Genomic DNA, 24,832 nt, shown 5'->3' on the forward strand with positions numbered 1-24,832 from the left:
GAGAAAAATATGGTAACTTCAGATCAAAGTATTGTGCGTTTAAAGCACAACATCATGGAAGAAGTGTGTAAGCTTGCTTGGAAGGGTGAGCTCGATGCTTCTCACAAGGAACAGGTTTGTTACGAAATCATTCCTGGCCCAAGACCAACATATCGTTGTTGCGTTTACAAGGAGCGCGAAATCGTAAGACAGCGTGTTATCCTTTCATGCGCAGAGAATCTTCCTACTAACCCAGATTCTAAGAACGTAGTACAGGTTATTCAGCCTGCATGTGATGACTGTTCAATCGCTTCTTACTCAGTTACAGACAACTGCCGTTTCTGTCTTGGAAAGGCATGTCTTAACTCTTGTAAGTTTGGCGCTATTTCACCAGGTGAGAGAAGAATGCACATCGATCCTTCAAAGTGTAAGGAGTGCGGTATGTGTGCTAAGGAATGTCCTTATGGTGCAATCGTTCACCTTGAGAGACCATGTAAGAAGGCTTGCCCAGTTGGTGCTATTTCTTACGATGAGTACGGTCACTGCGTAATCGATGATGAGAAGTGTATCTCATGTGGTCACTGTATCCACAGCTGCCCATTCGGTGCTATCGGTTCTAAGACATATCTTGTACATATCATCAAGGCTATTCTTGAAGGCAAGAAGGTTTACGCTATGTGCGCACCTGCTACAGAGGGACAGTTCGGTGAGGACATCTCTATGGCAGCAGTTAAGGAAGCTTGCAAGAAGATCGGCTTTACAGACATGGTAGAGGTAGGTCTCGGTGGAGATATGACAGCTGCTTACGAGTCTGCTGAGTGGTTCGAGGCAAAGGAAGAAGGACGTAAGATGACAACATCTTGCTGCCCAGCTTTCATCAATATGCTTAGAAAGCACTTCCCAGAGCAGTTCGAGAACAACATGTCTTCAACAATTTCACCTATGTGTGCTATCTCACGTCTTCTTAAGGCTACACAGGGAGATGACGTTGTTACAGTATTCGTTGGACCATGTATCGCAAAGAAGTCTGAGGCTGCTGATGAGTCAGTTCCAGGAAATGCAGATTACGTTATCACATTTGGTGAGCTTCGTGCACTTATGCGTTCTAAGGGCGTTGAGTTCGAGCCAGTAGAGGAGAACTACCAGGAGTCATCTACATTTGGTAAGCACTTCGCTTCCTCAGGCGGTGTTGCAAAGGCTGTTATCGAGTGCATGCAGGAGCGTGGACAGAACACAGATGATATCAAGCTTATGCAGTGCGCAGGTGGTGCTGAATGTAAGAAGGCACTTATGCTTCTTAAGAGCGGCAAGCTTGATGTAGACTTCATCGAAGGTATGATTTGTGAGGGAGGTTGCGTAGGCGGACCTTCTAAGCATAAGGCTGAGAGAGAAATCCTCAAGGCTAGAAATGGTCTTATCGGCAAGGCTGATGGACGTAAGATTCTTGAAAATCTCGAGAATTACCCAATGGACAAGTTCTCAATGTACAGAGACGGACATATGGAATAAGCAAATTAATAGAGTCTGCTTCATTGTGAAGCAGGCTCTTTTTTTTAACCACAGCGTACCCTGTCGGAGAGTTTTCTGACAGGGTGTATTTTTGTGAAAAAATAACCATAAAAAGATAAAAAAATCAACGCTATGTTAGTAAATTTGTGGTATAGTATAGCTAATGTGTTAAAAATATATCAGAAGATATAATGTAATACTAGGGAGGGTAATTTCATATGGAAATGCTAGTAACAGCGTTGATCTGTCTGCCATTTCTGTGGGCGATTTTTCCTGCATTGATTCATCATTCAAAATGCAGGGCTTTTTTCGTCTATCTAGGATGCGCAATTGTAATGATTCTATCCATCATTACAGCGGTTCAGTGGTTTATGGCTGGGGGCCAGACACTGAATTTCTCATTACCATACCAGGAAACATTCGGTCATGTTTTCCTTGTAGGCGATATTCTTTTAATGTTTTTCATCATTTATCTTTGTGCAAAGTATAAGAAAACAATTATATCTTTGCTAACCATTGTATCCACAGTGGTACCAACCGTTTTGGAGCTGGCAGGGCCAAAGATTCCAAACAATTACACAATGAGATTTGACTATCTCACAATGATTATGGTTTTGATTATTGGAATCGTTGGTACACTGATTGGTGTATATGCAGTGGGATATATGCATGGCTATCACATTCATCATCACAAAGAGCTAAAGGATAGAAGAAGCTTTTTCTTGGCCATGATATTTGTATTTTTTGGTGCTATGTTTGGTTTGGTATTTTCAGCAAATCTATGTAGTCTGTATTTCTTCTGGGAAATCACATCTGTAACATCATTCCTGTTGATTGGATACACAAGAACTGATGAGGCTATAAACAATTCATTTAAGGCTTTATGGATGAACTTGCTTGGTGGATGTGGATTGGCAGTGGCAATCTCAGTTGGATATTTATGGTATGGAACTGTAAATCTGTTTGACTATATTGATTTAGTTCAGGCAGATCCTACCAACATCAGAAACATGCTTCCTATCGCATGTCTGGCTTTTGCGGCACTTACAAAATCGGCACAGTTCCCATTCTCTGGATGGCTACTTGGTGCCATGGTTGCGCCTACACCATCATCTGCACTTCTTCATAGTGCAACAATGGTAAAAGCTGGTGTATATCTGTTAATCAGAATCTCTGTTGCAATGGCAGATAACTATGTTGGAAATATGGTAGCCCTTATTGGCGGCTTCACATTCCTTGCTGCATCTTGCCTTGCTATATCAGTTTCTGATGGCAAGAAGGTGCTTGCTTATTCTACAATTTCAAACTTAGGCCTTATAGTTGCATGTACTGGCTGTGGCTATGAGGAGACAATTTGGGCAGCGGTATTCCTTGTAATTTTCCACGCTGTTTCAAAGTCAATGCTTTTCCAGTGCGTTGGTGCTATCGAAAACACAACTGGCAGCCGTGACGTGGAGGATATGCAGGGATTGATTGCTATTTTCCCTAAGCTTGCAGTAATCCTTATGATTGGCATCGCCGGAATGTTCCTTGCACCATTTGGTATGCTCATTTCTAAGTGGGCAGCACTTAAGGCATTCATTGATACTACATCTGTTTACGTATCAACACTTATGGTACTTTTCATTTGCTTTGGCTCAGCTACAACAATGTTCTACTGGACAAAGTGGATGTCGAAGATACTTGGGGCTTCACCACGTGAGAAGTCACGCGACCTCACAAAGAAGAACGAGTACATTTCAATGTTCTTCCATGCATTTATGATGGTTGCACTTATCCTTGGATTCCCATGGCTTTCAAAGCATGTGTTAAAGCCACTTTCAAATGATATGTTTGGCACTGCAACACAGGTTATCTCATATCAAAATATGATAATCATGATTGTGCTGTTGGTAGGCATCTTTGTAGTTCCATTTGTAAACTTTGTGCTGACAAAGGGACAGAAGGCAAAGCAGGTTATCACATACATGGGTGGCGCCAATGCTGGTGACAACTTCAACTTCGTATCATCTACAGGTGATCCAAAGGAAATGCACATTGCAAACTTCTACATGGAAGACATCATGGGTGAAAAGAAGCTGTTCACTCCTGCGATAATGATTTCTGCATTTATCATTATTGTTTATATGATTATCGTGATAGGAGGTGCGTTCTAATGACTACGACTCGAATTATAATTGCAGTACTTTATGTACTTTTAGCACCTTTTGTTATCGGACTTTTAGATGGTTTTGACAGAAAGATTTCTGCACGTATGCAGGGAAGACGTGGTCCATCAGTGCTACAGCCTTTCTTCGATATCAAAAAGCTTTTTGAAAAAGAATTTTTAACAGCAAACAAACAGCAGCTGTTTATGATTTACTCATACGTATTTTTCATTGTGCTATCAGGAGTAATCTTTTTCGCTGGCTTTGATTTATTGCTTGTTGTATTTTCACTTTCAACAGCAGCAATGTTTTTGATTTTGGCATCTACATCAACTCACTCACCATTCTCTTCTCAGGGAACTCACAGAGAGCTGGTTCAAATCATGTCATGCGAACCAATGGAACTGTTGGTGGCAGTTGGATTTTATCTGGCTACAAAAACATTTAATGTAAATGAGATAGTGATGAATTCAACATATTCCAACATCATTTATTTGCCAGGATTTTTTGTAGGCTTTGTATTTATCCTTACAATCAAATTCAGAAAGTCGCCATTCGATATTTCTACATCTCATCATGCCCACCAAGAGGTCATCAAAGGCGTAACATCCGAGATGGTAGGTAAGGAGTATGGAATGGTTACACTTGCTGAGTGGTATGAAAATGCAATCCTTCTTGGCATAGTTGGATTATTCTTCCTTAACAGCAACCCACTTTCAGTGATTGGCGCTATCGTTGCAATTCTTGTTGTGTGGTTCCTTGAGATTCTCATCGACAACACATCAGCAAGAGTAAAATGGCAGCTTATGCTCAAGCTTGCCTGGGGCGTAACAATCGTTGCAGCTGGTATGAATCTCTTCTTGCTAGAGATCATCATGGGTTAATGTTTGGAGTTTAGGAGGATAAGAAATGAGTACAATACATAAATCACCATGGCTCCTTCACTATGATGGAAGTAGCTGTAATGGATGTGATATAGAGGTTTTAGCTTGTACTACACCTGTTTACGATGTAGAAAGATTTGGCGTTATCAACACAGGTAACCCAATGCATGCTGATATTTTCCTCATTACTGGTGGTATCAATTCTCAGAATGAAGCTGTTGTAAAGCAGATTTACGAGCAGATGCCACAGCCAAAGGTTGTAATCGCTGTAGGCACATGTGCTTGTACAGGCGGCATCTTTAAGGAGTGCTACAACATCAAAGGTGGCGCCGACACAGTTATTCCTGTAGACATCTACGTCCCAGGATGCGCTGCCCGACCAGAGTCAATCATCGACGGTGTTGTAAAAGGCATCGGTCTGTTTAAGGAAAAGGCAGAGGCTCTTAAGGCACAGCAGAAGGCTAATTAGTAGGAGGAAATCATGCAAGAACTAAAAAAGGATTTATATTTAATCGACAAGGCTGAGCTCCTCCAGGTAATCATGGAAAAGAAGAATGCTCTTTGGAGACTTTGCCAGATTTGCTGCTCATTCCCAAAAGCAGAAAATCATTATGAAGTAACATATTCATTTGCAAACGGATACGATTTTGCAAACTATAGACTCATCGCTGAGCGTGATGAGGAGGTTCCATCGATCTCTCGTGTATACAAATCAGCTATTTATTATGAAAATGAAATGCACGAGCTTTGGGGACTTAATGTTGAAAATATCAAGGTGGATTTCCACGACAAGCTTTATCGCATCGATGTAGAGACACCATTTATTGAAAAGGAGGATAAGTAGTATGGGAAACAGAAGTATAGTACCTTACGGCCCACAGCATCCTGTCCTTCCTGAGCCAATCCATCTTGATTTAGTTTTGGAAGACGAGAAAGTTTTGGCAGCAATTCCTTCTATTGGATTCATCCACAGAGGACTTGAGAGCCTTACAAGCAAGAAGGATTTCAATGAGATGGTATATGTGGCAGAGCGAATCTGTGGTATCTGCTCATTCATGCATGGCATGGGCTACTGCATGGCACTTGAGGATATCATGAACGTAGAGGTCCCTCGTCGTGCAGATTATTTACGTACAATCTGGGCAGAGATGAGCCGCCTTCACAGCCATTTGCTTTGGCTGGGACTTCTTGCTGATGGCTTTGGATTTGAGTCATTGTTCATGCACTCATGGAGACTTCGTGAGAAGATTCTTGATATGTTTGAGGCATCAACAGGCGGACGTGTTATTTTCTCAGTAAACACAATCGGCGGTGTGCTTAAGGATATGCCAAATGATATGCTAAAGGATTTCGTTCGTCAGCTGGATGAAATGGAAAAGGAAATTCGCGAGACAACAAGCATCTTCCTTGATGACTACACAGTAAAGAGCCGTCTTGTAGATGTGGGTATTATCACAGGCGAGGACGCTATTCGTCGTGGTGCAGTTGGCCCTATGATGAGAGCTTCCGGCATCAATGTTGATATGAGAAAGAACGGATATGCAGCTTACAATGATATTGATTTTGAAGTAATCACATCAAATAAATGTGATTCATATGCTCGCTGCGAAGTGCGTATTGGAGAGCTCTTCCAGTCAATCGATATCATCAGACAGTGCGTTGCCAAGATTCCAGATACAGAAATCAATACAAAGGTTACAGGCATGCCAAACGGTGAGTCATTCATCCGTCTTGAGCAGCCACGTGGAGAGGCGTTCTACCATGTACGCGCCAACGGAACAAAGTTCCTTGACCGCTTCAGAGTCCGCACTCCTACCTTCGCCAACATCCCAGCCCTCACCCAAACACTTCAGGGCTGCCAGTACGGCGATGTACCGTTGCTGGTTTTAACAATTGATCCATGTATTAGCTGTACAGAACGTTAATTAGATGAGTGAAAATAGCTGATTCTTGATATTCTAATTTGTCTGTAGCAAACAAGCTCTTATATTTCTCAAGCGAAACATGAGTTGAGCGGAGAAATCATAAGGCTTGTGGGCGTAACAGACTTGAGTATTCGGGGAAATCAGCGAGAGTTCAATTGGAGGAGGACTATGGGACAGATTTTGCCTTTTACTAAACAAGTGTTAAAGAACCTCTTTTCTGAGCCTGCTACTACTCAGTATCCTTTTGTACAAAGAGAGTATCCAGAGCGCACAAGAGGTCATGTAGACATTAATAAAGATCAGTGCATTCTTTGCGGTATGTGTATGCGCAGCTGCCCACCAGGGGCAATCACAGTTGATAGAGCTGGAAAGACCTGGACTATCAATCGCTTTGATTGTATCCAGTGTGGCTACTGCACAGAGAAGTGCCCAAAGAAATGTTTATCTATTACACCAGGCTACCAGGAGCCAGGCCCAGAAAAGTATACATACTCTGTAGAGGTACCTTACGAGCCACCAAAGCCTGCTGCTAAGCCAGCTGCGGCTGCAGCTCCTGCTGGCGGGACAAAGCCAGAGGCATAGTGCCTTGTTTTGTTATCTGTTATCAAACACGATTATTTAAACGCTCCTGGCTGAGGCTAGGGGCGTTTGCTGGTTAAGAATAATATTATTGACTATATATTATGGGAAAAATAGTAAGATATAGTCGTGGTAGATGTGTGTAGACTATAAATAAGAGCAGACGTAGGTTACATATAGTCAATTCTAGATGAAATGACTATATAGTATAGTAAAAATGCGTATATATAGTCTAAATTAGTCCCAAGAGACTATAAATATGATAAAAGCATAAAGAAATATAGTCAGAACCCATAAAAAAGACTATATAGCATTATGTTTCAGTCAAATATATAGTCATAAAGGTAATGTGCTGACTATATAAAAAACATAATTGTTTTATATATAGTCAGCAATGAAAATTGCGGGAATAATAACGAATGAAATAACGTAGGATATTTATATGATTATAAAATTCATAGTCAAAGGCTTAGTTCAAGGGATAGGGTATCGTCCTTTTGTGGCTAAGCTGGCAGATGAATTGAATATAGATGGATGGGTGCGAAATACCGGAGGAATTGTGACGGTGTGCGCATCAGGAGACGAGGAAAAACTGGAAGAATTGCAAAGTCGATTGGCAGTGGAAGTGCCAACTGGCGGCTTTGTAACATCTGTTGAGGTGGAAGAAATTGATGCTGACGAAACATCGGAACTGGAAGGCAAAGGCTTCACAATAATTGAATCCGACCAGGATACCCAGGCTAATCTTCCCCTCATCCCAGCAGATATTGCAACCTGTGAGAACTGCAAGAAGGAGCTGCTGGACCCCACTAACAGAAGATACTTGCATCCTTTTATTAGCTGTACTGTTTGTGGCCCTAGGTACTCTATACTGGAGCGGTTACCCTATGATAGAGATACAATCACTATGGGGGATTTTGAAATGTGCCCAGAGTGCAAGAAGGAGTACACAGGCAAGCTTGATATTAGGCGCCATGCTCAGACTATAGCTTGCAAAAAATGTGGGCCAAAACTTTCATTTACAGCCATTTCGGGCCAAAATAATGTGGATAACTTGAAATATGCAGGATATCCTGCAAAAAATACAGTTCACAGAAAGTTCACAAGTGAATTTTTAGACAATTCTAACGAGGATTTTGCGCCTCTAAAAGAAGCAATTGTCCATATACTAAATGGCGGAATTTTAGCAGTAAAAGATATCGGTGGATATCACTTGGTGTGCGACCCATTTAACGAGAAAGCAGTGGCAAATCTAAGGCTACTAAAACATCGAGAAGCAAAGGCGTTTGCGGTGATGTTTTATGATTTAGAGCAGGCAAAAGATTACTGCATTATCAATGAAAACGAAGCCAAGCTCCTAGAAAGCCCTGCTCGACCAATCGTGTTATTAAAACGTAAATACGAATTGGCTCAGAAGCTTGCAGACAACGTATGTCTCACAAGCCCTGATATAGGTGCTATGCTTCCGTGCAATCCAGTGCAGATACTTCTTACAAAAGCCCAGGGGCCGCTTATCATGACAAGTGGAAATGCCAGTGGAGATGTGCTTGAAACAGATGATGATAGGATGGAACAGTGGCTACGCCAGCGAGCTCAATCAGATGAAATGAACGAAGTACCAATAGCAATTCTATCTCACAATAGACGAATCCTACGACCAATGGATGACTCAGTAATGAAGGTAGTGGCAGGCCAGCAACAATTCATCAGACGAGGTCGAGGCCACGTGCCAGCGCCAATTCCTGTGGATATTCCAGATGAGATTTTCGCTGCCGGTGGAGATCTAAAGTCTAGCTTTTGTTATGTGAAAAATAGACTGGCATATGTAAGCCAATATCTGGGAGACATGGAATCAGTCAGCTGCCAGGAGTTCTATAAAAAGGAAAAGAAAGCCATGGAAACAATATTTGGCTTTACTCCAAAGAATAATGTTGTGGATAAGCATCCCGGATATTTTAGTAGAAACAATTCTGCATTTGATATAGAAATCCAGCATCACAAAGCCCATGTGGCTTCAGTGATTGCAGAACACGGTCTAAATGGACCTGTGCTAGGCTTTGCCTTTGATGGCACCGGCTATGGTGACGACAAAACCATATGGGGTGGAGAAACATTTCTATGGAAAAGTAATCAGATGACCCGTGTGGCCCACCTGAAGCCAGTAAAGCTTATAGGTGGAGATGAAGGGGCAAAAAACTGTGACACCATTCTCACAGCAATGCTTCATGGAAATGGCCTTCAGCCAACAGAAATAAACATGAACACCCAGTTGATTATGGCTGCGTTAGATAAAAATATAAACACTGTCACATCCTCATCGATGGGGCGATTATTTGATGCTGTGTCGGCACTGCTTGATATATGTCATTACAATTCCTATGAGGGCCAGGCGCCAATCGAGCTGGAAAACATTGCAGCCACAACAAATAAGGCATACAAACTTCATATAGAAACGGACGGTTGTACAAAAACGCTGTTTCGTGATATCGTATATGCGATATCAAATGGGGTTGATAAAGCTGAAATTGCCAGAGGATTTATAGAGGCGGTTTCAGATTATATAGTTGATATTTCAAAGGAATACGAGAATAATCTGGATAAGAATAAACAGGTAGTATTATCTGGAGGAACATTCTTAAATCGAATACTGATGGAAAGCACTGTCGGTAAGCTAGAAGCTCTAGGCTTCAAAGTGTACACGGCAAATCAGCTGCCACCGGGAGACGGTGGAATCTGTTTGGGACAGGCTTTTTTATCGCAATTCGAAAAGGTTTAAAAGGGGTAGAACAATGTGTGTAGCAATACCAGGTTTAGTAAAAAGATTAAAGGATGGCAAGGTCACTGTTGATTTCAATGGAAATGAAGTTGAAGCATATGCTGGCCTTGTAAATGTTAAAGAGGGAGATTACGCCCTAGTTCATGCAGGGTGCGTTATCCAGACTTTAAAAAAGGATGAAGCAGAGGAAATCATTGAGCTGATGGGAGGCCTGGAAGGCTAATGGAATTCTCTGAGATTGTAGATTTTTTAAGAAACTATGATGGCAAGCCAATCAGGCTGATGGAGGTGTGCGGAAGCCATACTCATGCCATAGCAACTCATGGCATCAGGGATATTCTTTCTGACAAGATTCAGCTTTTGTCAGGGCCAGGATGCCCAGTGTGTGTCACACCCACAGCCTATATCGACAAGCTAATAGATATTTGTCTAGAGCCCAATACTACAGTCGCCACATTTGGCGACTTGCTTCGTGTACCTGGCTCCAAAGAAAGCTTGAATGAAGCAAAGGGCCGGGGCGGCTCGGTGGAGATGGTTTATTCTCCAATGAATGTTCTTGCACTGGCAAAGGACCATCCGGACAGACAGTATGTTTTTGCAGCAGTAGGTTTTGAAACAACTACTCCTGTCTATACATTGCTTTTAGATAATGCAATTGCTCAGGGGCTATCTAATATAAAGATTCTTACTGCTTTAAAAACAATGCCAGGAGCTATTTCATATCTTTGCGACAACGGTGCAAAGATAGACGGTTTCATTGCTCCAGGCCATGTTAGCGCCGTCACAGGAGCTGATTATTTTAATGATTTGGCAGATAAATACAGCATACCTTTTGCAGTATCAGGTTTTGGTGCCAAGGAGCTAGTTATAGGCATATATGGCTTGGTTCAAATGGTTATAAACAATCAGCCGCAGGTCAAAAACTATTACACATCAGTGGTTGAGCAGGGCCAGAATGATATAATCGTTTCTCAGCTCAATAAGTATTTTAGGCCTGCAGATGTGGTATGGCGAGGCATGGGAATCATCCCAGGCTCCGGCCTTTTGCTGAGAGATGAATATGCAAGCTTTGATGCAGGAAGCAATGGCCTTGATGAAGATAACAAGCGAAACAAGGCATGCCAATGCGGCGATATCCTGATGGGCAAGGCTACACCAAAGGATTGTCCATTATTTGGAAAGGTGTGTACACCTATGTCGCCGGAGGGGGCTTGCATGGTGTCTGAGGAAGGCTCATGCTTTAATGCTTACTTGGTTCGAAGATAGAGGATGGATAAGATATGGATAAAATTATAATGGAGCATGGCTCAGGTGGTCGTGCAACTGGAGAATTAATAAAAGAGATATTTGAAGCACAATTTGATAGCGATGTTCTTTCTGAAATGGAGGATGCAGCTGTGGTGCCTGGTGATGCCACTATCGCCATGACAACAGATAGCTTTGTGGTTACGCCACTAGAGTTTCCTGGTGGAGATATAGGCCGCCTTTGCATTTGTGGCACGGTTAATGACCTTTGCATGCGCGGGGCTGTGCCTAAATACATCACATGCGGTTTCATTCTGGAAGAGGGCTGTGATATAGAGCAGCTTAGACGCCTTGTAAAATCCATGGCCGCTACAGCAAAGGAAGCAGGCGTGAAAATCGTTGCTGGAGACACAAAGGTAATTGAAGGCAATGGAGGAATTTATATCAACACTGCAGGCGTTGGATTTGTTCCAAAGGGTGTGGACATCAAGGCAAAAAACGCCCAGGATGATGATGTGATTATTGTCTCAGGAAATGTTGGGGACCATCATGCTACGGTTCTCAGCCAGAGAATGGGAATCAAAAACACAATCGAAAGCGATAACGCTCCGCTCCAGGAGATGGTAGGAAAGCTTATTGCTAACAAAATTCCGGTTCATGTGCTGAGAGATGTTACAAGAGGTGGTCTTGCTACAGTCTTAAAGGAACTTGCCTTAGCAAGTGGCCTTAGATTTGAGATTCTCCAGGAAAAGCTTCCTGTGTCAGCACAGGTAAAGTCTTTCTGTGGATTGCTTGGACTTGATCCACTATACATGGGAAATGAAGGTAAGATGGTTGCCATAGTTCCAAAGGAGTATGCTGCGCAAGCAGTGGAAATCATCCGTGGATGTAAATATGGCGAAAATGCATGCATGATTGGGGCAGTTAATACACCTGAAAACGAAAATGAGGTAGGTGCGCTTATAATGAAAACAGAAATAGGCGGTAGACGTTTTCTTGATATTTTGCAAGGTGAAGGACTTCCTAGAATATGTTAACTCCTACAAACTCCAGTAGGACGTTAATATTTAACATTTATTTCATAATTAGGTAGGGGTATCTTGTGCTATAATATACCTACACATCCAAATACGTTTGTTGAATGAATGAGGAGGATGCCATTTGGGAAAAACTGTACTGGTTGTTGATGACTCGAAGTTTATGAGAGCAGTTGTCAAAGGCGAAGTTGAAAGAAATGGCTGTACTGTTGTAGCTGAGGCCGATTGCAGTGATGCAGCGGTTGAAAAATACAAGGAGTTAAAGCCTGATATAGTGACGATGGATATCACAATGACTGTTGATGGACATACCATTGGTCGAAGTTCAAATGGCATAGATGCTATTAAGCAGATTATCGAATTTGATCCAGAGGCCAAGATTCTAGTGGTTAGTGCCATGGGTCAAAAGTGTTACGTTATAGAAGCTATTGAAGCAGGAGCCAAGGACTTTGTTATTAAACCTTTTGATGAAGTTCGATTTGCAGAGGCATTAGCACATTTCAAGTAGAACTGAATATGGCTTAAAAGGACTGCAGAGCGGTCCTTTTATTTTGCAAAAATAAACAAAAAAATTGTGCACAATGGAAACTAATTGCACACAATACATTACTCGATTTCGTTATAAAAAATAATGGGCAAGTAAAAAGACCGAGAACTCGGTCTTTTTGAGGGGAGTATAAATAATTAATAAGGGTGCAACTAGGAAACTCCTAGTTACGGTTCAGATTATAATATAATAGGGGTATCAATGCAATAGAATATTTAAATAATTTTTATTTCATTGACTTGTTATGGGCTGTAGCTTAAGATATTTTTATCTAGGTTTTCCTTGAAAAATCAATTAAGAAAGAGTGTTATAAATTATTTGAAAACGAAGATTTTTACCATTAGTTGTCCATGTCATTTTGGACTTGAGGCACCACTTAAAAGAGAAATATACGATTTAGGATACGACATCACAGAAGTTACCGACGGAAGAGTGACCTTCACAGGCGATGCGGAGGCTATTTGCCGTGCAAATATTCACTTGCGCTGTGCTGAGCGTGTGTTGGTTGAGGTTGGCCGTTTCCATGCCACCACATTTGAGGAGCTTTTCCAGGGAATCAAATCTCTTCCATGGGAAGAATATATTCCAAAGGACGGCAAATTCTGGGTTACAAAAGCTACTTCAGTTAAAAGTAAGCTTTTCTCTTTGACAGACATTCAGTCCATTGCTAAAAAGGCCATGGTTGAGCGTATGAAATCATATTACGATATCAACTGGTTTGATGAGGATGGCGCTGAATATCCAGTAAGAATCTTCTTATTAAAGGACGATGTTGTAGTTACTTTGGATTCTACTGGTGTTCCTCTTCACAAGAGGGGCTACAGAACATACACCAGCAAGGCTCCGCTTTCTGAGACTATGGCGGCAGCTTTAATTGAGCTTACACCATGGCGTGCAGACCGAATCCTTGTGGACCCATTCTGTGGTTCAGGTACATTTTTGATAGAAGCGGCTATGATGGCTGCAAATATTGCACCTGGTCTCAACAGAGACTTCACTTCTATGGACTGGACAAATCTTATCGATTCACAGATTTGGAAGGATTGCTTTGATGAAGCCAGAGCAGAGGTAAATACAGATATCGAATGCGACCTACAAGGTTTTGATATAGATCCTGAAATGGTAAAGATAGCCCGCTTGAATGCAAAGCAAGCAGGAGTTGATCACTTGATTCATTTCCAGGCCAGAGATGTTGCAAATCTTCGCCATCCTAAAAAGTATGGCTTCATTCTTACAAATCCACCATACGGTGAGCGTTTGGAGGACAAAAAGGATTTGCCTGAAATCTACGGCAAGCTTGGAGATGCATTTAAAGCACTTGATAGCTGGTCTATGTACGTTATCACCAGCTATGAGGATGCACCAAAGTCCATTGGCAAGAAGGCAGATAAGAACCGTAAAATCTACAACGGAATGATCAAGACATACTTCTACCAGTTTTTAGGACCTAAGCCAAAGAAGAAGGACTAAATAAATGAAACTTTCCAAGAGATTTTTAGCGTTTGCCTTGATATTGGCAATCACTTTATTTTGGAAATTAAATAATTGGAATGACAGATACGCAGCAGTAGAAACTTTCCGTGGAGCAGCACTGAATGAGGATGTGCTGTATCCTCTTATGTCCAAAAATCTTAACGATTCAAATCAGCTTAAGATTTTCATCAACGGACAGGAATACTCTAACACACAGAGCTATGCCATTTTGGATGACTCTTTGAATCCAGTTGGATCCTTAGAGTTTATTCGTTCTGTGCTGAAAGGCTCAGCCTTCATGGAGGATGAGTCTGCTGCTTTAGTTCAGATAACAGATAATGTATACGAATACATTTTAGACAATACAACCGCCACAGAAAATGGCGATGAAATAGACCTTTCTATTGCTCCTTCTATGCATTTGGGGGAGCTCTATATTGGCATTGAGGACTTGTGCAAGGCATTTGGCTACGCATATGAATACGACAAGGCTACATACACTGTCAGCATTCAGTATGACAAAGTTCCATCATTGCCTAGAGATTACGATCTTAGAGATGTTAATCGCGTCAGCACAATCAGAAATCAAGGCTCAACTTCTACATGTTGGGCATGTGCTTCATTGGAGGCATTGGAGTCTTCATTGCTACCAGTTCATCAGCATCTTTTCTCAGTAGATTCAATGATAAATGAAAACAGTTTTGACCTTGATCAGTCGGCAGGCGGCAAATACACTATGGCCCTTGCATACTTGCTTTCATGGCAGGGACCAGTGGAGGAGCAGACAGAGGAGAGTGATACTACACCTGCAATTATTTCCAGCTTGACTGGTGAGACTCAGGAGAACCAGATTCACCTTCAGGAGGCTCATTTTTATGATGCAGAAAATTTGGATGAGATAAAGTGGGCAGTATATCAGTACGGTGGCGTTTCTACATCCATTTATGCCAGTGTATCTACATCAAATCTGACAGGTTCTAGCAGCTACAATCGCAGAACCAATTCATACTGCTATACAGGAAATGCAAAGCCAAATCACGATGTGGTTATAATTGGCTGGGACGACGATTATCCAGCATCAAACTTCAGCGAGGATGTTCCTGCAAATGGTGCTTTCATCTGCCAAAACAGTTGGGGCACAGGCTTCGGTGATGATGGTGTTTTTTATATTTCTTACTATGATTCAAATATTGGTAACCAGGCGGTATCTTATGTCAAAATAGATACCAACAATACATATAACTATATTTACCAAAGTGATTTGTGTGGTTGGGTTGGACAGATTGGCTATAGCAAGCAGTGGGCTTATGGTGCCAACACATTTGTGGCTGACGCAGATCAGCAGATTGAGGCAGCAGGCTTTTATGCCCTTGGAACTGACACTAGCTATCAGGTTTATTTTGTTTCCAACTACGAAAACACAAGCTCGCTTTCGGAGAAGGAGCTGGTTGCATCAGGCACAGTTTCACAGAAGGGGTATTATACTATCAAGTTTAATTCCCCAAAGACTGTAGCAGAGGGGGAAAGCTTTGCAGTAGTTTTATATGTGAATACACCTGATACTGTTCGTCCTTTGGCAGTTGAGTACGTAACTGATTCTATGACTCAGGCAGTGGACATTACTGATGGCAAGGGATTTATCAGTAACAATGGTTTAGATTGGGAGAACGTGGAGGACGTGGTGCAGGCAAACCTTTGCATCAAGGCCTACGCAAATAATGTTGTGGAAGTGTTCGAATAATATGGAACAAAAAGTGATGGGAGCCTTTACGGCTGTTATTTTGGCAATCACCATTTTGATGAGTTGCCTGCTGATTTATGTGCCGAATATGCACATAATCGCTTTACAAGTGGAGGATGAGAAGCTTTCAGGGGGAAGAATATCTGTTATGGATATGCTGCGCTCCAGCGAGGAAGCTTTGCAAGAGGAAAGTGCGGCTACAAGAGATTCTGTTTTGAAGGGGCACCAAATCAGATTAACTTTGCCACAGAACGTTACCAGTGCCAGTGTGAGCATTGATAACATCCACGTAGATAAAACTATCGCAATTACGATAAATGGTATCGGAAAAGATTATTTCAGCAATTATCCTATGCGAGGTGCGTCAAATAACATCGTTGATGTAACCTACGACAGTGAAAATCTGGTAGGTGTAATTGAAATCACTATGGATGATGTTTTGGAAGTTCAGATGACTTCCGAGGATGAATATATTTACTTTGATTTTGTAGATCCACATGAGATTTACGATTATGTAGTGGTAGTGGATGCAGGCCATGGCGGAAATGTTCCAGGCGCCACAAAGCAGGGCGTATATGAAAAGGATTTGAATCTGGACATAGTGCTGGAGCTAAAGAAATTATTTGATAGAACTGATAAAAATATAGGCGTTTATTACACACGTACTGACGACTCCAATCCTTCCTTTGAAAACAGAGTTGGATTGGCCAACGATTCAGAGGCAGATTTATTCCTGTCTGTGCATAACAATTCAACTGCCTCTGGTAGAATGTCTTCTATCAACGGTACAGAAGTTATGTACGAGGGTGGAGATACCACCGGGGAATCAAAATCATTTTCAACACTTTGCCTTGTGCACCTTTTAAATGAGCTGGGCTCAAAGTCGAAGGGCACAGTAGTAGGAGATGAGGTCTATATTATTAGAATGTCAGAGCCACCAGTTGCACTTGTAGAGGTAGGCTTTATGACAAATCAAAAGGAGTTGGATTTGCTGCAGGATTCAGAATATCAGGCAAAGGCTGCAAAGGCTTTGTACGATGCAGTAATTGAATATTTATATTAATTAGTAGAAGGGAATAATTGTAGTGAAAAGAAAAGTGATTTTTGCAACTGGCAATGCCAACAAAATGCGAGAGATTCGCGAGATTCTTGGAGAGGAGGATTTCGAGATTCTTTCAATGAAAGAAGCTGGCATTGATATTGATATCGTGGAGGATGGTGCCACATTTGAGGAGAACTCATTAATCAAATCCAGAGCAATTGCAGCAGTAGCAAAGGATGCAATTGTGCTTGCTGATGATAGCGGTCTGGAAATCGATGCGCTTAACAAGGAGCCAGGTATTTATTCTGCCAGATATATGGGCGAGGATACATCTTACGATATTAAGAATGCAAATCTTATAGAGCGCCTAGATGGAGTTGAAAAACAGGATAGAAGCGCTAGATTCGTGTGTGCAGTTTCAGCAGTTTTCCCTGATGGAGAGGATGCAGTTGTTCGTGGCACAATCGAGGGCTATATCGGTTGGGAGCCAATGGGCACAAACGGCTTTGGTTACGATCCAATTTTTTATCTTTGGGACAAGGATGTTAGTACAGCAAGCCTTTCACCAGAGGATAAAAATGCTATAAGCCACAGGGGCCAGGCTCTTAGAATGATAAAGGAAGTTATTTATAAGCATGAAAATATTAGTTGTTAGTGATACACATGGCAGATCGGAAAATCTTCGTGATGCCATTCATATAGAAAATCCAGACAGAATTTATCACCTGGGTGATGGACAGGGGGTTGAGGACAATCTTTGGATGATGTCGGAAGCTCCAGCAGAATGTGTCTGTGGAAATTGTGATTGGGGGACAAATCTCCCAAACGAAGTTGTTCTTGAGGTAGGAAAGCATGTAATTATGCTTACTCATGGACATTATTACGGTGTAAATTATGGTTACGAAAGAATAGCCGAAGCTGCCAGAAATAAGGGCTGTGATGTTGTCCTTTATGGCCATACCCATGTACCAACAATCGACCATTACGAGGATTTGATTATAGCAAATCCTGGCAGTATTGCATTCCCAAGACAAAATAGTCGTGAACACACTTATATGACAATTATGGTGGATAATGATGGTGAGTTTACTATGAACTTACATTCATTAGAGGAATACGATAGAACACATGGAAATTAAGATTATCATTGATGGAGAAACTCCACAAAAAGAGCATATCTTGATGTCAGACGAACCTATCAAGTTCGTAGACGCAATGGAGCAGCTTGGACTGAGCTTTTATCGCCCATGCGGTGGAATAGGCAAATGTCTGAGTTGTAACATTCAATTTCTTTATGGCGCACCACAGATGACCTCTGCAGATGAAAAGGCTCTAGATTTTTCGGATATGAGAGCCGGCTGGAGAGTTGGCTGTAAGTGCGTTATCACAAAGGACTGCAAAATTCAGGTCCCAGCATCATTGGCAGGTGAAATTACATCAGTTCTTGCAGACGAAGTTGCAGAAGATGAAGCTATTGATAAGAACAATATTGGTATTGCAGTGGATGTAGGCACAACTACTCTTGCTACAGCTATCATTGATTTATCCACAGGTAAGATTCTGCGTCAGCGTAACTGTACTAATTCTCAGGCTAAATTTGGTGCTGATGTTATGAGCAGAGTAAAGGCGGCCATGGAAGGTCATGGAGAGGATTTAAAGAATTGCATTCGCAAGGATTTAACTGATTTAGGAAACAAAATCCTTGGCGAAGATTTCCTTATGCACAAGGTTGTTTTCTGCGGAAATACTGTCATGACACATTTGCTGCTGGGATACACTGTTGATGGTCTGGCCCAGTATCCATTTATTCCATACACACTTGATAGTGTTAGTTTTGTGGAAAAAGGTCGCAATATTTTCTTTATGCCGTCGATAAGTGCCTTCGTTGGTGGAGATATTGTTTCAGGATTGTTTTATTTGGCAATGCAAGCAAAGAAGAATAATAAAGCACAGGATAAATTCCTCCTTGTAGATTTGGGAACAAATGCTGAGCTTGTATTATTTGATGGAGAAAACTATTGGTGTTCATCTGCATCGGCAGGCCCTGCTCTTGAAGGCGCATCACTTAGCTGTGGTGTGGCATCTGTTCGTGGTGCCATCAATCATCTGAGCATCAATAAAGGTAAATGCACATACACAACCATAGGCGGAGAGCAGCCTATAGGAATCTGCGGTAGCGGTATTATCGACCTTGTGCACGAACTCCACAGAAATAAGATAATAGATGATGGTGGATTACTTTTGGATGAGTACTGCGAAAGCGGATATCCTGTGGCTGATGGTGTGTCAATTACTGGAGAGGATATTCAGCAAGTACTGCTTGCAAAATCAGCAGTTCATTCAGCTATTCAGCTTTTAGTGCAGGAGTCTGGTTTGACCATGGAGGATATCGACCATTTATATGTGGCAGGAGGCCTTGGTGCATCTGCGAGTGTATGGTCGGCTGCAGATATTGGATTGATTCCAAGGGAATTGGCATCCAAATATGAATCTGTGGGAAATACTGCATTGCTTGGTGGAATAGAATATATCCTTAACGGGGATGAAGATATTCTTAACGAGATAAAAGAAAAATCCAAGGTGGTCATTTTAAATGACAACCCTGGATTCGAAAAACTTTTTTTAGAAAATCTAATGCTTAATTAAAGCTGTTCGCCATTGAGCATTAAAAGGTCTTCAGGATCAATAGGTACGCAAAGACATTTTTTGCCATCTACATAGGCTGTTGTAACATCAGCAGCCTTTGTTTCTGAAACCTTAACAACGATATCAGCTTCTTTACCATCTGCTGTTACGCCGCTAACTTCTTTAAGCTGCTTTGTAAGATCTACAACTCTTTCCTTAAGAACATTTTTTTCTACACGAAGCTCGTTATTCTTAAGAGCTTTTTCATCAAGGATTTCTTCTGCAAGTGGAAGAGCCTCCTCAAAATAGTTCTCGAAATTAGCCTGAACCTTTTCAACCTTCATATCTGAAAGACCAGAATCTGTAAGGATGTTTGCAACGTCCTGTGCCTCAAGAATGATTGGTTCTTCAGGGCCGAGACGTTCTGTTTCAACAGTGATGAAATCAGAAAGATTCTGCTGAATATCAAGCTTTGTCTCGATTGTATCTTCTGTTTCCTCTCCGAGAACCTGGTTAAGCATATTGTCGAATGCGTTTTTCTTCTGAGTAGAAGTCTTTTTGGTGCCGCAGCCGATGCAGTTTTCCCAGAACTCTACATGAGGCTCCTTTGTGTTCTTTGTGTATGCTAAGCATGCATGTAAGTCAGTAGTACGCTCTGTAAAGCAAGGGAATGTAAATGCTGTATCAACAGGACCAACAACCCAGTCACGGTCTCTTGCACCGATGCGGTTTTCCTGCTCACGATATCCAAGGCCTGGCTTAGAAAGCTGAACAGGACAGATAGCGCAGATGATATAGTCATAAACTTCCTCTGATTCATCAAGCTTTAAATCGTCTGATGTCTTTACAGGAATATCGTATGTGTCGTGATATAAAAGGATTAAGAAGTTTCCAACAAAATCGTATGATTCAATGATGCGATTGTAGTATTCAATGAGAAGCTTCTCATCCTGAAGACGTGATTCACGAAGTCTCATAAGTAAATCGTGACCGCTTCCTTCGATTTCTGATTCTGGATCAAATGGAAGCTCTAAAAGATTGTTTCCGATTGTACCAGACATTGCTTTGTTGGCAATTTCAAGGTACTTATGAAACTCCTCATCCTCAAGATTAAGGAATGTCTCCTTGAAGGTAAGAACAATTTCTTTGTTTGCATCTACATAGCAACCAACCATTTTATCGAAGTTACATGCGTCCTTCTTAAAACGGCGCTTTATTTCATTTACTTCTTTTTTATTCATTTAACTCTAACTCCTGTCTTTAATGTAACGACTCTATTATATGTTTCAAAAAATTAGATAGCAAGACTTGACGTTTTTGATTTGAAGTACCTTTTGCCATATAGGGGTTGACATTGAATTGTCAAATAACTATACTTTAACACAATAAAGGGGAACAATTATGTCACGTTCATTTGTAATCAACAACAATAATAATAACAATAATAATTCCGTGAATAATAATCAGGGGATTTAATTTTATTGTGTTGATGAGATTTGAAGATTGTTTCAATAAGTAAGAATTAGACAGCCTCATCAAGCGCAAGTTTGATGGGGCTTATTTAATGCCAAAAAGTATTAAGTTTTAAGGAGAAAGAATATGAGCGTTAAAACAACAGACGTAAGAACACTTTCAAGAAATTTTAAAGACTACGATGGCAAGGAAGTAACAGTAGCTGGATGGGTACGCAACATGCGTGACTCAAAGACATTCGGTTTCTTAGTACTTGCTGATGGTACATTCTTCAACCCAGTACAGGTTGTATTTAATCAGGACAAAATCGACAACTTTGATGAGGTTTGTCATTTAAATGTTGGTGCAGCAGTATACGTAACAGGTACTGTAGTTGTTACACCAGAGGCAAAGCAGCCATTTGAGATTCAGGCAACAAAGGTTGATATCGAAGGAAAGTCTACACCAGATTATCCAATTCAGCCAAAGAGACACACAATGGAATACCTTCGTACACAGACACATCTTCGTCCACGTACAAACACATTCCAGGCTGTATTCAGAGTTCGTTCTCTTTGCGCATATGCTATTCACAAGTTCTTCCAGGAGCGTGATTTCGTATATGTACACACACCACTTATCACAGGTTCTGACTGCGAGGGCGCTGGTGAGATGTTCCAGGTTACAACAATGGACCTTAACAACATCCCTAAGACAGAGGATGGCAAGGTGGATTTCTCACAGGATTTCTTTGGCCACGCTACAAACCTTACAGTTTCAGGTCAGTTAAATGGTGAGACATATGCTCAGGCATTCAAGAACATATACACATTTGGACCTACATTCCGTGCAGAGAACTCAAACACAACTCGTCATGCAGCAGAGTTCTGGATGATTGAGCCAGAGATTTCATTTGCAGATCTTGAGGATGACATGATTCTTGCAGAGGATATGTTAAAGTACGTTATCAACTACGTTCTTGAGCATGCTCCAGAGGAGATGGAGTTCTTCAACAACTTCATCGACAAGGGACTTCTTGATAGACTTCATCATGTTGCTAATTCTGATTTCGGCCGCATCACATACACAGATGCAGTTGCAGAGCTTGAGAAGCACAACGATGAATTCGATTACAAGGTATCTTGGGGCTGTGACTTACAGACAGAGCACGAGAGATACCTCACAGAAAAGATTTTTGGCAAGCCAGTATTCGTTACAGATTATCCAAAGGAAATCAAGGCTTTCTATATGAAGCTCAACGAAGATGGCAAGACAGTTGCAGCTATGGATTGCCTCGTTCCAGGTATCGGAGAAATCATCGGTGGTTCTCAGCGTGAGGACGACTATGATGTACTCCTTAAGAGAATGCAGGAATGTGGCCTCAAGGAAGAAGATTACCAGTTCTACCTTGACCTTCGTAAATACGGTAGCTCTCGCCACGCCGGATTCGGACTCGGCTTCGAGCGCTGCGTAATGTATCTCACAGGCATGGGTAACATCCGCGACGTTATTCCATTCCCACGTACCGTAGGTAATTGTGACCTTTAATTTTCACTAGACTAGGAGGAGAATATGAGCAAGATTTACATTCCTGAGGGTTATGCGTCAGCGTTGGACCTCAAAGAGACACAGATAGCTATTAAGAAAGTGAAGGATTTTTTCCAGGCACAGCTTACAGCAGAGCTTAATTTACATCGTGTAACGGCTCCACTTTTTGTTGAGCCTGAGTCAGGACTTAACGATAATCTTAATGGCGTGGAGCGCCCAGTTGCTTTCGGCGTAAAGGAGCAGGGAGACAAAGAAGTTGAAGTTGTTCATTCACTTGCTAAATGGAAGAGAATGGCACTTGGTAGATACGGCTTTAATGTCGGTGAAGGCCTTTACACTGATATGAATGCTATCCGCAGGGATGAAGATACTGACAACATTCACTCTATTTATGTAGACCAGTGGGATTGGGAGTGCATCATAGAGAAATCTGCTCGTACTGAAGAGACTCTTAAGAAATATGTTAAGAGCGTATATGCAGCTCTTCGTGTGACTGAGAAATACATTGCTAATTCTTATGATTATGTTCAGTGCATCTTGCCTGAGGAGATTCATTTTATCACTACTCAGGAGCTAGAGGATAGATGGCCAAATCTTACTCCTAGCCAGCGTGAGTACGAAGCAGCCAAGGAATACGGTGCAATCTTCCTTATGAAGATTGGCGATTTACTTAAGTCTGGGGAGAAGCACGACGGTCGTGCTCCTGATTACGATGATTGGCAGCTTAACGGAGATATCATCGTTTACTATCCAGTTGATGACATTTCACTTGAGCTTTCATCAATGGGTATCAGAGTAGATGAAGATAGTCTTAAGAGTCAGCTTGAAAAGTCTGGTTGCACAGACAGAGCAAGTCTTCCATTCCAGAAGGCAATTTTAGAGAAGAAGCTTCCATATACAATCGGTGGTGGTATCGGCCAGAGCCGTATCTGTATGTTCTTCTTACGCAAGTGTCACATCGGCGAGGTACAGTGTTCATTCTGGCCTGAAGAGGACGTAAAATATGCTAGTGACAAGGGTGTTGTTATTCTGTAGACGGAAATTTTCTCAAGAATGTCTTTCCGTGGCAAACAAAATCCTTTACAAGTACAAAAAAATATCGTAGAATATACTTCGGCTCTCAGGTAATGGGGGCCGATTTTTTGCGAAAATAATATTTTTTATGTAACCCTTTACTTTAAGACTTTAGTGTGCTACAGTAATAGTGTAATAATTTTAGTTTTATAGGCGGGGATTTTACAGGAGTAGTTATAAAAATGAATAAAAAACTTGAAACAGCAGAAATGGATGAGCTTCTTCGTGCTATACTTAGCCTAGAGACAGTTGAAGAAGCATACGAATTTTTTGAAGATTTATGTACTGTAAATGAGATGGTAGCAATGAAGCAGCGCTTCGAAGTTGCTAAGATGCTCAGAGAGGAAAGAACATATCAGGATATCGCTGACGAAACGGGTGCTAGTTCTGCAACTATCAGCCGTGTTAATCGTGCGCTTAATTATGGTAATGACGGATATGATTTAGTACTTAAAAGAATTGGTCAGTAGAGTTATTTATTAGATGAGCTAGGATTTATTCCTAGCTCATTTTTTTTGTGTTGCAATTATGGTATTATATTATGTAGTTTTTGAAACTATGTGATGAAAAATATAGGAGTATTGGAAATGGACAATTCTAGAAAAAGACTTAACGAAATATTACATCAGCTGGCAGAAATCGATTATGTTCATCCAGAGGATATACCTAATATAGATTTATACATGGATCAGGTGCTTACTTTCCTGGATCAGGAGCTTGGTACTGTTCGCGAGGCAACAGAAGACAAAGCTATGACTAAAACCATGATTAACAACTATACCAAGAATCAGATTTTGCCTTCCCCTGAGAAAAAGAAGTATTCAAGGGATCACATGCTGAATCTGATTTTCATTTATTATCTTAAAAACTTTCTATCTATGAAAGAGATTAAGAATATCCTTGACCCTATCAACACTCGCTATTTTGGCTCAAAGGAAGGGCTTGGTTTCTACGATATTTATTCAGCTATGGTAGGCTACGAAAGCAAGGTTGCATCTGATGTTACAAAGGATATTATCCGCAAATACAACATCAGTAAACAAGCCTTTGCTGATCAGGACGAAGAATCTCGCGCAGAATTACAGGAGTTCACTTTCATTTGTGAGCTTGCTTTCGATGTGTTTGTCAAGAAGATGATGATAGAGCAGTACTTGGCTCAAAGAGAGGACAAGCCACAGACAAAGGAAGAAAGTTCTCAAGAAAATCCAATGTAATCTTTGGGATTTTATAGCTAGAATAGTTCTGATGT

At 41.3% G+C, this 24,832-nt stretch carries 23 protein-coding genes; 22 read left to right on the top strand and 1 reads right to left on the bottom strand.

Features of this window, described 5'->3' with window-relative positions:
• Positions 1-9 precede the first annotated feature (9 nt).
• The 18 genes from BMY66_RS04080 (at position 10) to BMY66_RS04165 (ending at position 19,530) form a co-directional block, all read left to right on the top strand.
• Positions 10-1,488, top strand: a complete 1,479-nt coding sequence (locus BMY66_RS04080; RefSeq protein WP_090394224.1) for a 4Fe-4S dicluster domain-containing protein — start codon at positions 10-12, stop codon at positions 1,486-1,488.
• 218 nt (positions 1,489-1,706) lie between these two features.
• A complete protein-coding gene (locus tag BMY66_RS04085; RefSeq protein WP_090394225.1) occupies positions 1,707-3,644 on the top strand; it encodes an NADH-quinone oxidoreductase subunit 5 family protein in 1,938 nt (645 codons plus the stop codon).
• Positions 3,644-4,519 (top strand): NADH-quinone oxidoreductase subunit H, encoded by an 876-nt coding sequence (locus BMY66_RS04090; RefSeq protein WP_044936987.1) that lies wholly within the window; start codon positions 3,644-3,646, stop codon positions 4,517-4,519. The genes BMY66_RS04085 and BMY66_RS04090 overlap by 1 nt, the downstream gene beginning before the upstream one ends.
• Before the next feature lie 25 nt (positions 4,520-4,544).
• A complete protein-coding gene (locus BMY66_RS04095; protein WP_044936990.1) occupies positions 4,545-4,988 on the top strand; it encodes an NADH-quinone oxidoreductase subunit B family protein in 444 nt (147 codons plus the stop codon).
• Positions 4,989-5,000: 12 nt separating this feature from the next.
• Positions 5,001-5,363, top strand: a complete 363-nt coding sequence (locus tag BMY66_RS04100) for an NADH-quinone oxidoreductase subunit C (RefSeq protein ID WP_049960350.1) — start codon at positions 5,001-5,003, stop codon at positions 5,361-5,363.
• 1 nt (position 5,364) lies between these two features.
• Positions 5,365-6,444 (top strand): hydrogenase large subunit, encoded by a 1,080-nt coding sequence (locus BMY66_RS04105; RefSeq protein WP_090394226.1) that lies wholly within the window; start codon positions 5,365-5,367, stop codon positions 6,442-6,444.
• 168 nt (positions 6,445-6,612) lie between these two features.
• Positions 6,613-7,026, top strand: coding sequence for a 4Fe-4S dicluster domain-containing protein (locus BMY66_RS04110; protein WP_090394227.1), 414 nt, complete (start codon positions 6,613-6,615; stop codon positions 7,024-7,026).
• 439 nt (positions 7,027-7,465) lie between these two features.
• Positions 7,466-9,799: a carbamoyltransferase HypF gene (locus tag BMY66_RS04115; RefSeq protein ID WP_090394228.1), complete on the top strand. Its 2,334-nt coding sequence runs from the start codon at positions 7,466-7,468 to the stop codon at positions 9,797-9,799.
• Positions 9,800-9,812: 13 nt separating this feature from the next.
• Positions 9,813-10,022 (top strand): HypC/HybG/HupF family hydrogenase formation chaperone, encoded by a 210-nt coding sequence (locus tag BMY66_RS04120; protein ID WP_033153322.1) that lies wholly within the window; start codon positions 9,813-9,815, stop codon positions 10,020-10,022.
• Positions 10,022-11,065, top strand: coding sequence for a hydrogenase formation protein HypD (gene hypD, locus BMY66_RS04125; RefSeq protein WP_090394229.1), 1,044 nt, complete (start codon positions 10,022-10,024; stop codon positions 11,063-11,065). Before BMY66_RS04120 ends, hypD begins: the two co-directional genes overlap by 1 nt.
• 14 nt (positions 11,066-11,079) lie before the next feature.
• Positions 11,080-12,081 carry a hydrogenase expression/formation protein HypE gene (hypE, locus tag BMY66_RS04130; RefSeq protein ID WP_044937003.1) on the top strand — a complete coding sequence of 334 codons (1,002 nt, stop codon included), beginning with the start codon at positions 11,080-11,082 and terminating at the stop codon, positions 12,079-12,081.
• Positions 12,082-12,205: 124 nt separating this feature from the next.
• Complete coding sequence (locus BMY66_RS04135; RefSeq protein ID WP_044937006.1) at positions 12,206-12,589, top strand: response regulator; 384 nt, start codon at positions 12,206-12,208, stop codon at positions 12,587-12,589.
• Positions 12,590-12,946: 357 nt separating this feature from the next.
• Positions 12,947-14,098: a THUMP domain-containing class I SAM-dependent RNA methyltransferase gene (locus BMY66_RS04140; protein WP_044937009.1), complete on the top strand. Its 1,152-nt coding sequence runs from the start codon at positions 12,947-12,949 to the stop codon at positions 14,096-14,098.
• Between the two features lie 4 nt (positions 14,099-14,102).
• The gene (locus BMY66_RS04145; protein ID WP_090394230.1) at positions 14,103-15,842 is read left to right on the top strand and encodes a lectin like domain-containing protein; all 1,740 of its coding nucleotides are present in this window, start codon (positions 14,103-14,105) and stop codon (positions 15,840-15,842) included.
• A 1-nt stretch (position 15,843) separates the two neighbouring features.
• On the top strand, positions 15,844-16,905 hold the full coding sequence (locus BMY66_RS04150; RefSeq protein ID WP_074788627.1) for an N-acetylmuramoyl-L-alanine amidase family protein: 1,062 nt from the start codon (positions 15,844-15,846) through the stop codon (positions 16,903-16,905).
• 22 nt (positions 16,906-16,927) lie between these two features.
• The gene (rdgB, locus tag BMY66_RS04155; RefSeq protein ID WP_033153331.1) at positions 16,928-17,539 is read left to right on the top strand and encodes an RdgB/HAM1 family non-canonical purine NTP pyrophosphatase; all 612 of its coding nucleotides are present in this window, start codon (positions 16,928-16,930) and stop codon (positions 17,537-17,539) included.
• Positions 17,520-18,023, top strand: coding sequence for a metallophosphoesterase family protein (locus BMY66_RS04160; RefSeq protein ID WP_044937016.1), 504 nt, complete (start codon positions 17,520-17,522; stop codon positions 18,021-18,023). The genes rdgB and BMY66_RS04160 overlap by 20 nt, the downstream gene beginning before the upstream one ends.
• Positions 18,013-19,530 carry an ASKHA domain-containing protein gene (locus BMY66_RS04165; protein ID WP_090394231.1) on the top strand — a complete coding sequence of 506 codons (1,518 nt, stop codon included), beginning with the start codon at positions 18,013-18,015 and terminating at the stop codon, positions 19,528-19,530. Before BMY66_RS04160 ends, BMY66_RS04165 begins: the two co-directional genes overlap by 11 nt.
• Here the strand turns inward: BMY66_RS04165 and BMY66_RS04170 are convergent.
• Complete coding sequence (locus tag BMY66_RS04170; RefSeq protein ID WP_090394232.1) at positions 19,527-20,750, bottom strand: DUF4317 domain-containing protein; 1,224 nt, start codon at positions 20,748-20,750, stop codon at positions 19,527-19,529. The two genes, BMY66_RS04165 and BMY66_RS04170, sit on opposite strands and share 4 nt — an antisense overlap.
• A 358-nt stretch (positions 20,751-21,108) precedes the next feature.
• On the opposite strand from BMY66_RS04170, the gene asnS reads away from it, so the two are divergent.
• From asnS to BMY66_RS04190, 4 genes are all read left to right on the top strand, one after another.
• A complete protein-coding gene (gene asnS, locus BMY66_RS04175) occupies positions 21,109-22,509 on the top strand; it encodes an asparagine--tRNA ligase (protein ID WP_033153339.1) in 1,401 nt (466 codons plus the stop codon).
• Between the two features lie 24 nt (positions 22,510-22,533).
• On the top strand, positions 22,534-23,544 hold the full coding sequence (gene asnA / locus BMY66_RS04180; protein ID WP_044937027.1) for an aspartate--ammonia ligase: 1,011 nt from the start codon (positions 22,534-22,536) through the stop codon (positions 23,542-23,544).
• Positions 23,545-23,765: 221 nt separating this feature from the next.
• The gene (locus BMY66_RS04185; RefSeq protein ID WP_033153343.1) at positions 23,766-24,053 is read left to right on the top strand and encodes a YerC/YecD family TrpR-related protein; all 288 of its coding nucleotides are present in this window, start codon (positions 23,766-23,768) and stop codon (positions 24,051-24,053) included.
• Positions 24,054-24,170: 117 nt separating this feature from the next.
• Positions 24,171-24,797 carry a DUF1836 domain-containing protein gene (locus BMY66_RS04190; RefSeq protein ID WP_074788633.1) on the top strand — a complete coding sequence of 209 codons (627 nt, stop codon included), beginning with the start codon at positions 24,171-24,173 and terminating at the stop codon, positions 24,795-24,797.
• Positions 24,798-24,832 lie beyond the last annotated feature (35 nt).

Origin of the sequence: Pseudobutyrivibrio sp. C4, assembly GCF_900111635.1 — a bacterium.
GTDB lineage: Bacteria > Bacillota > Clostridia > Lachnospirales > Lachnospiraceae > Pseudobutyrivibrio > Pseudobutyrivibrio ruminis.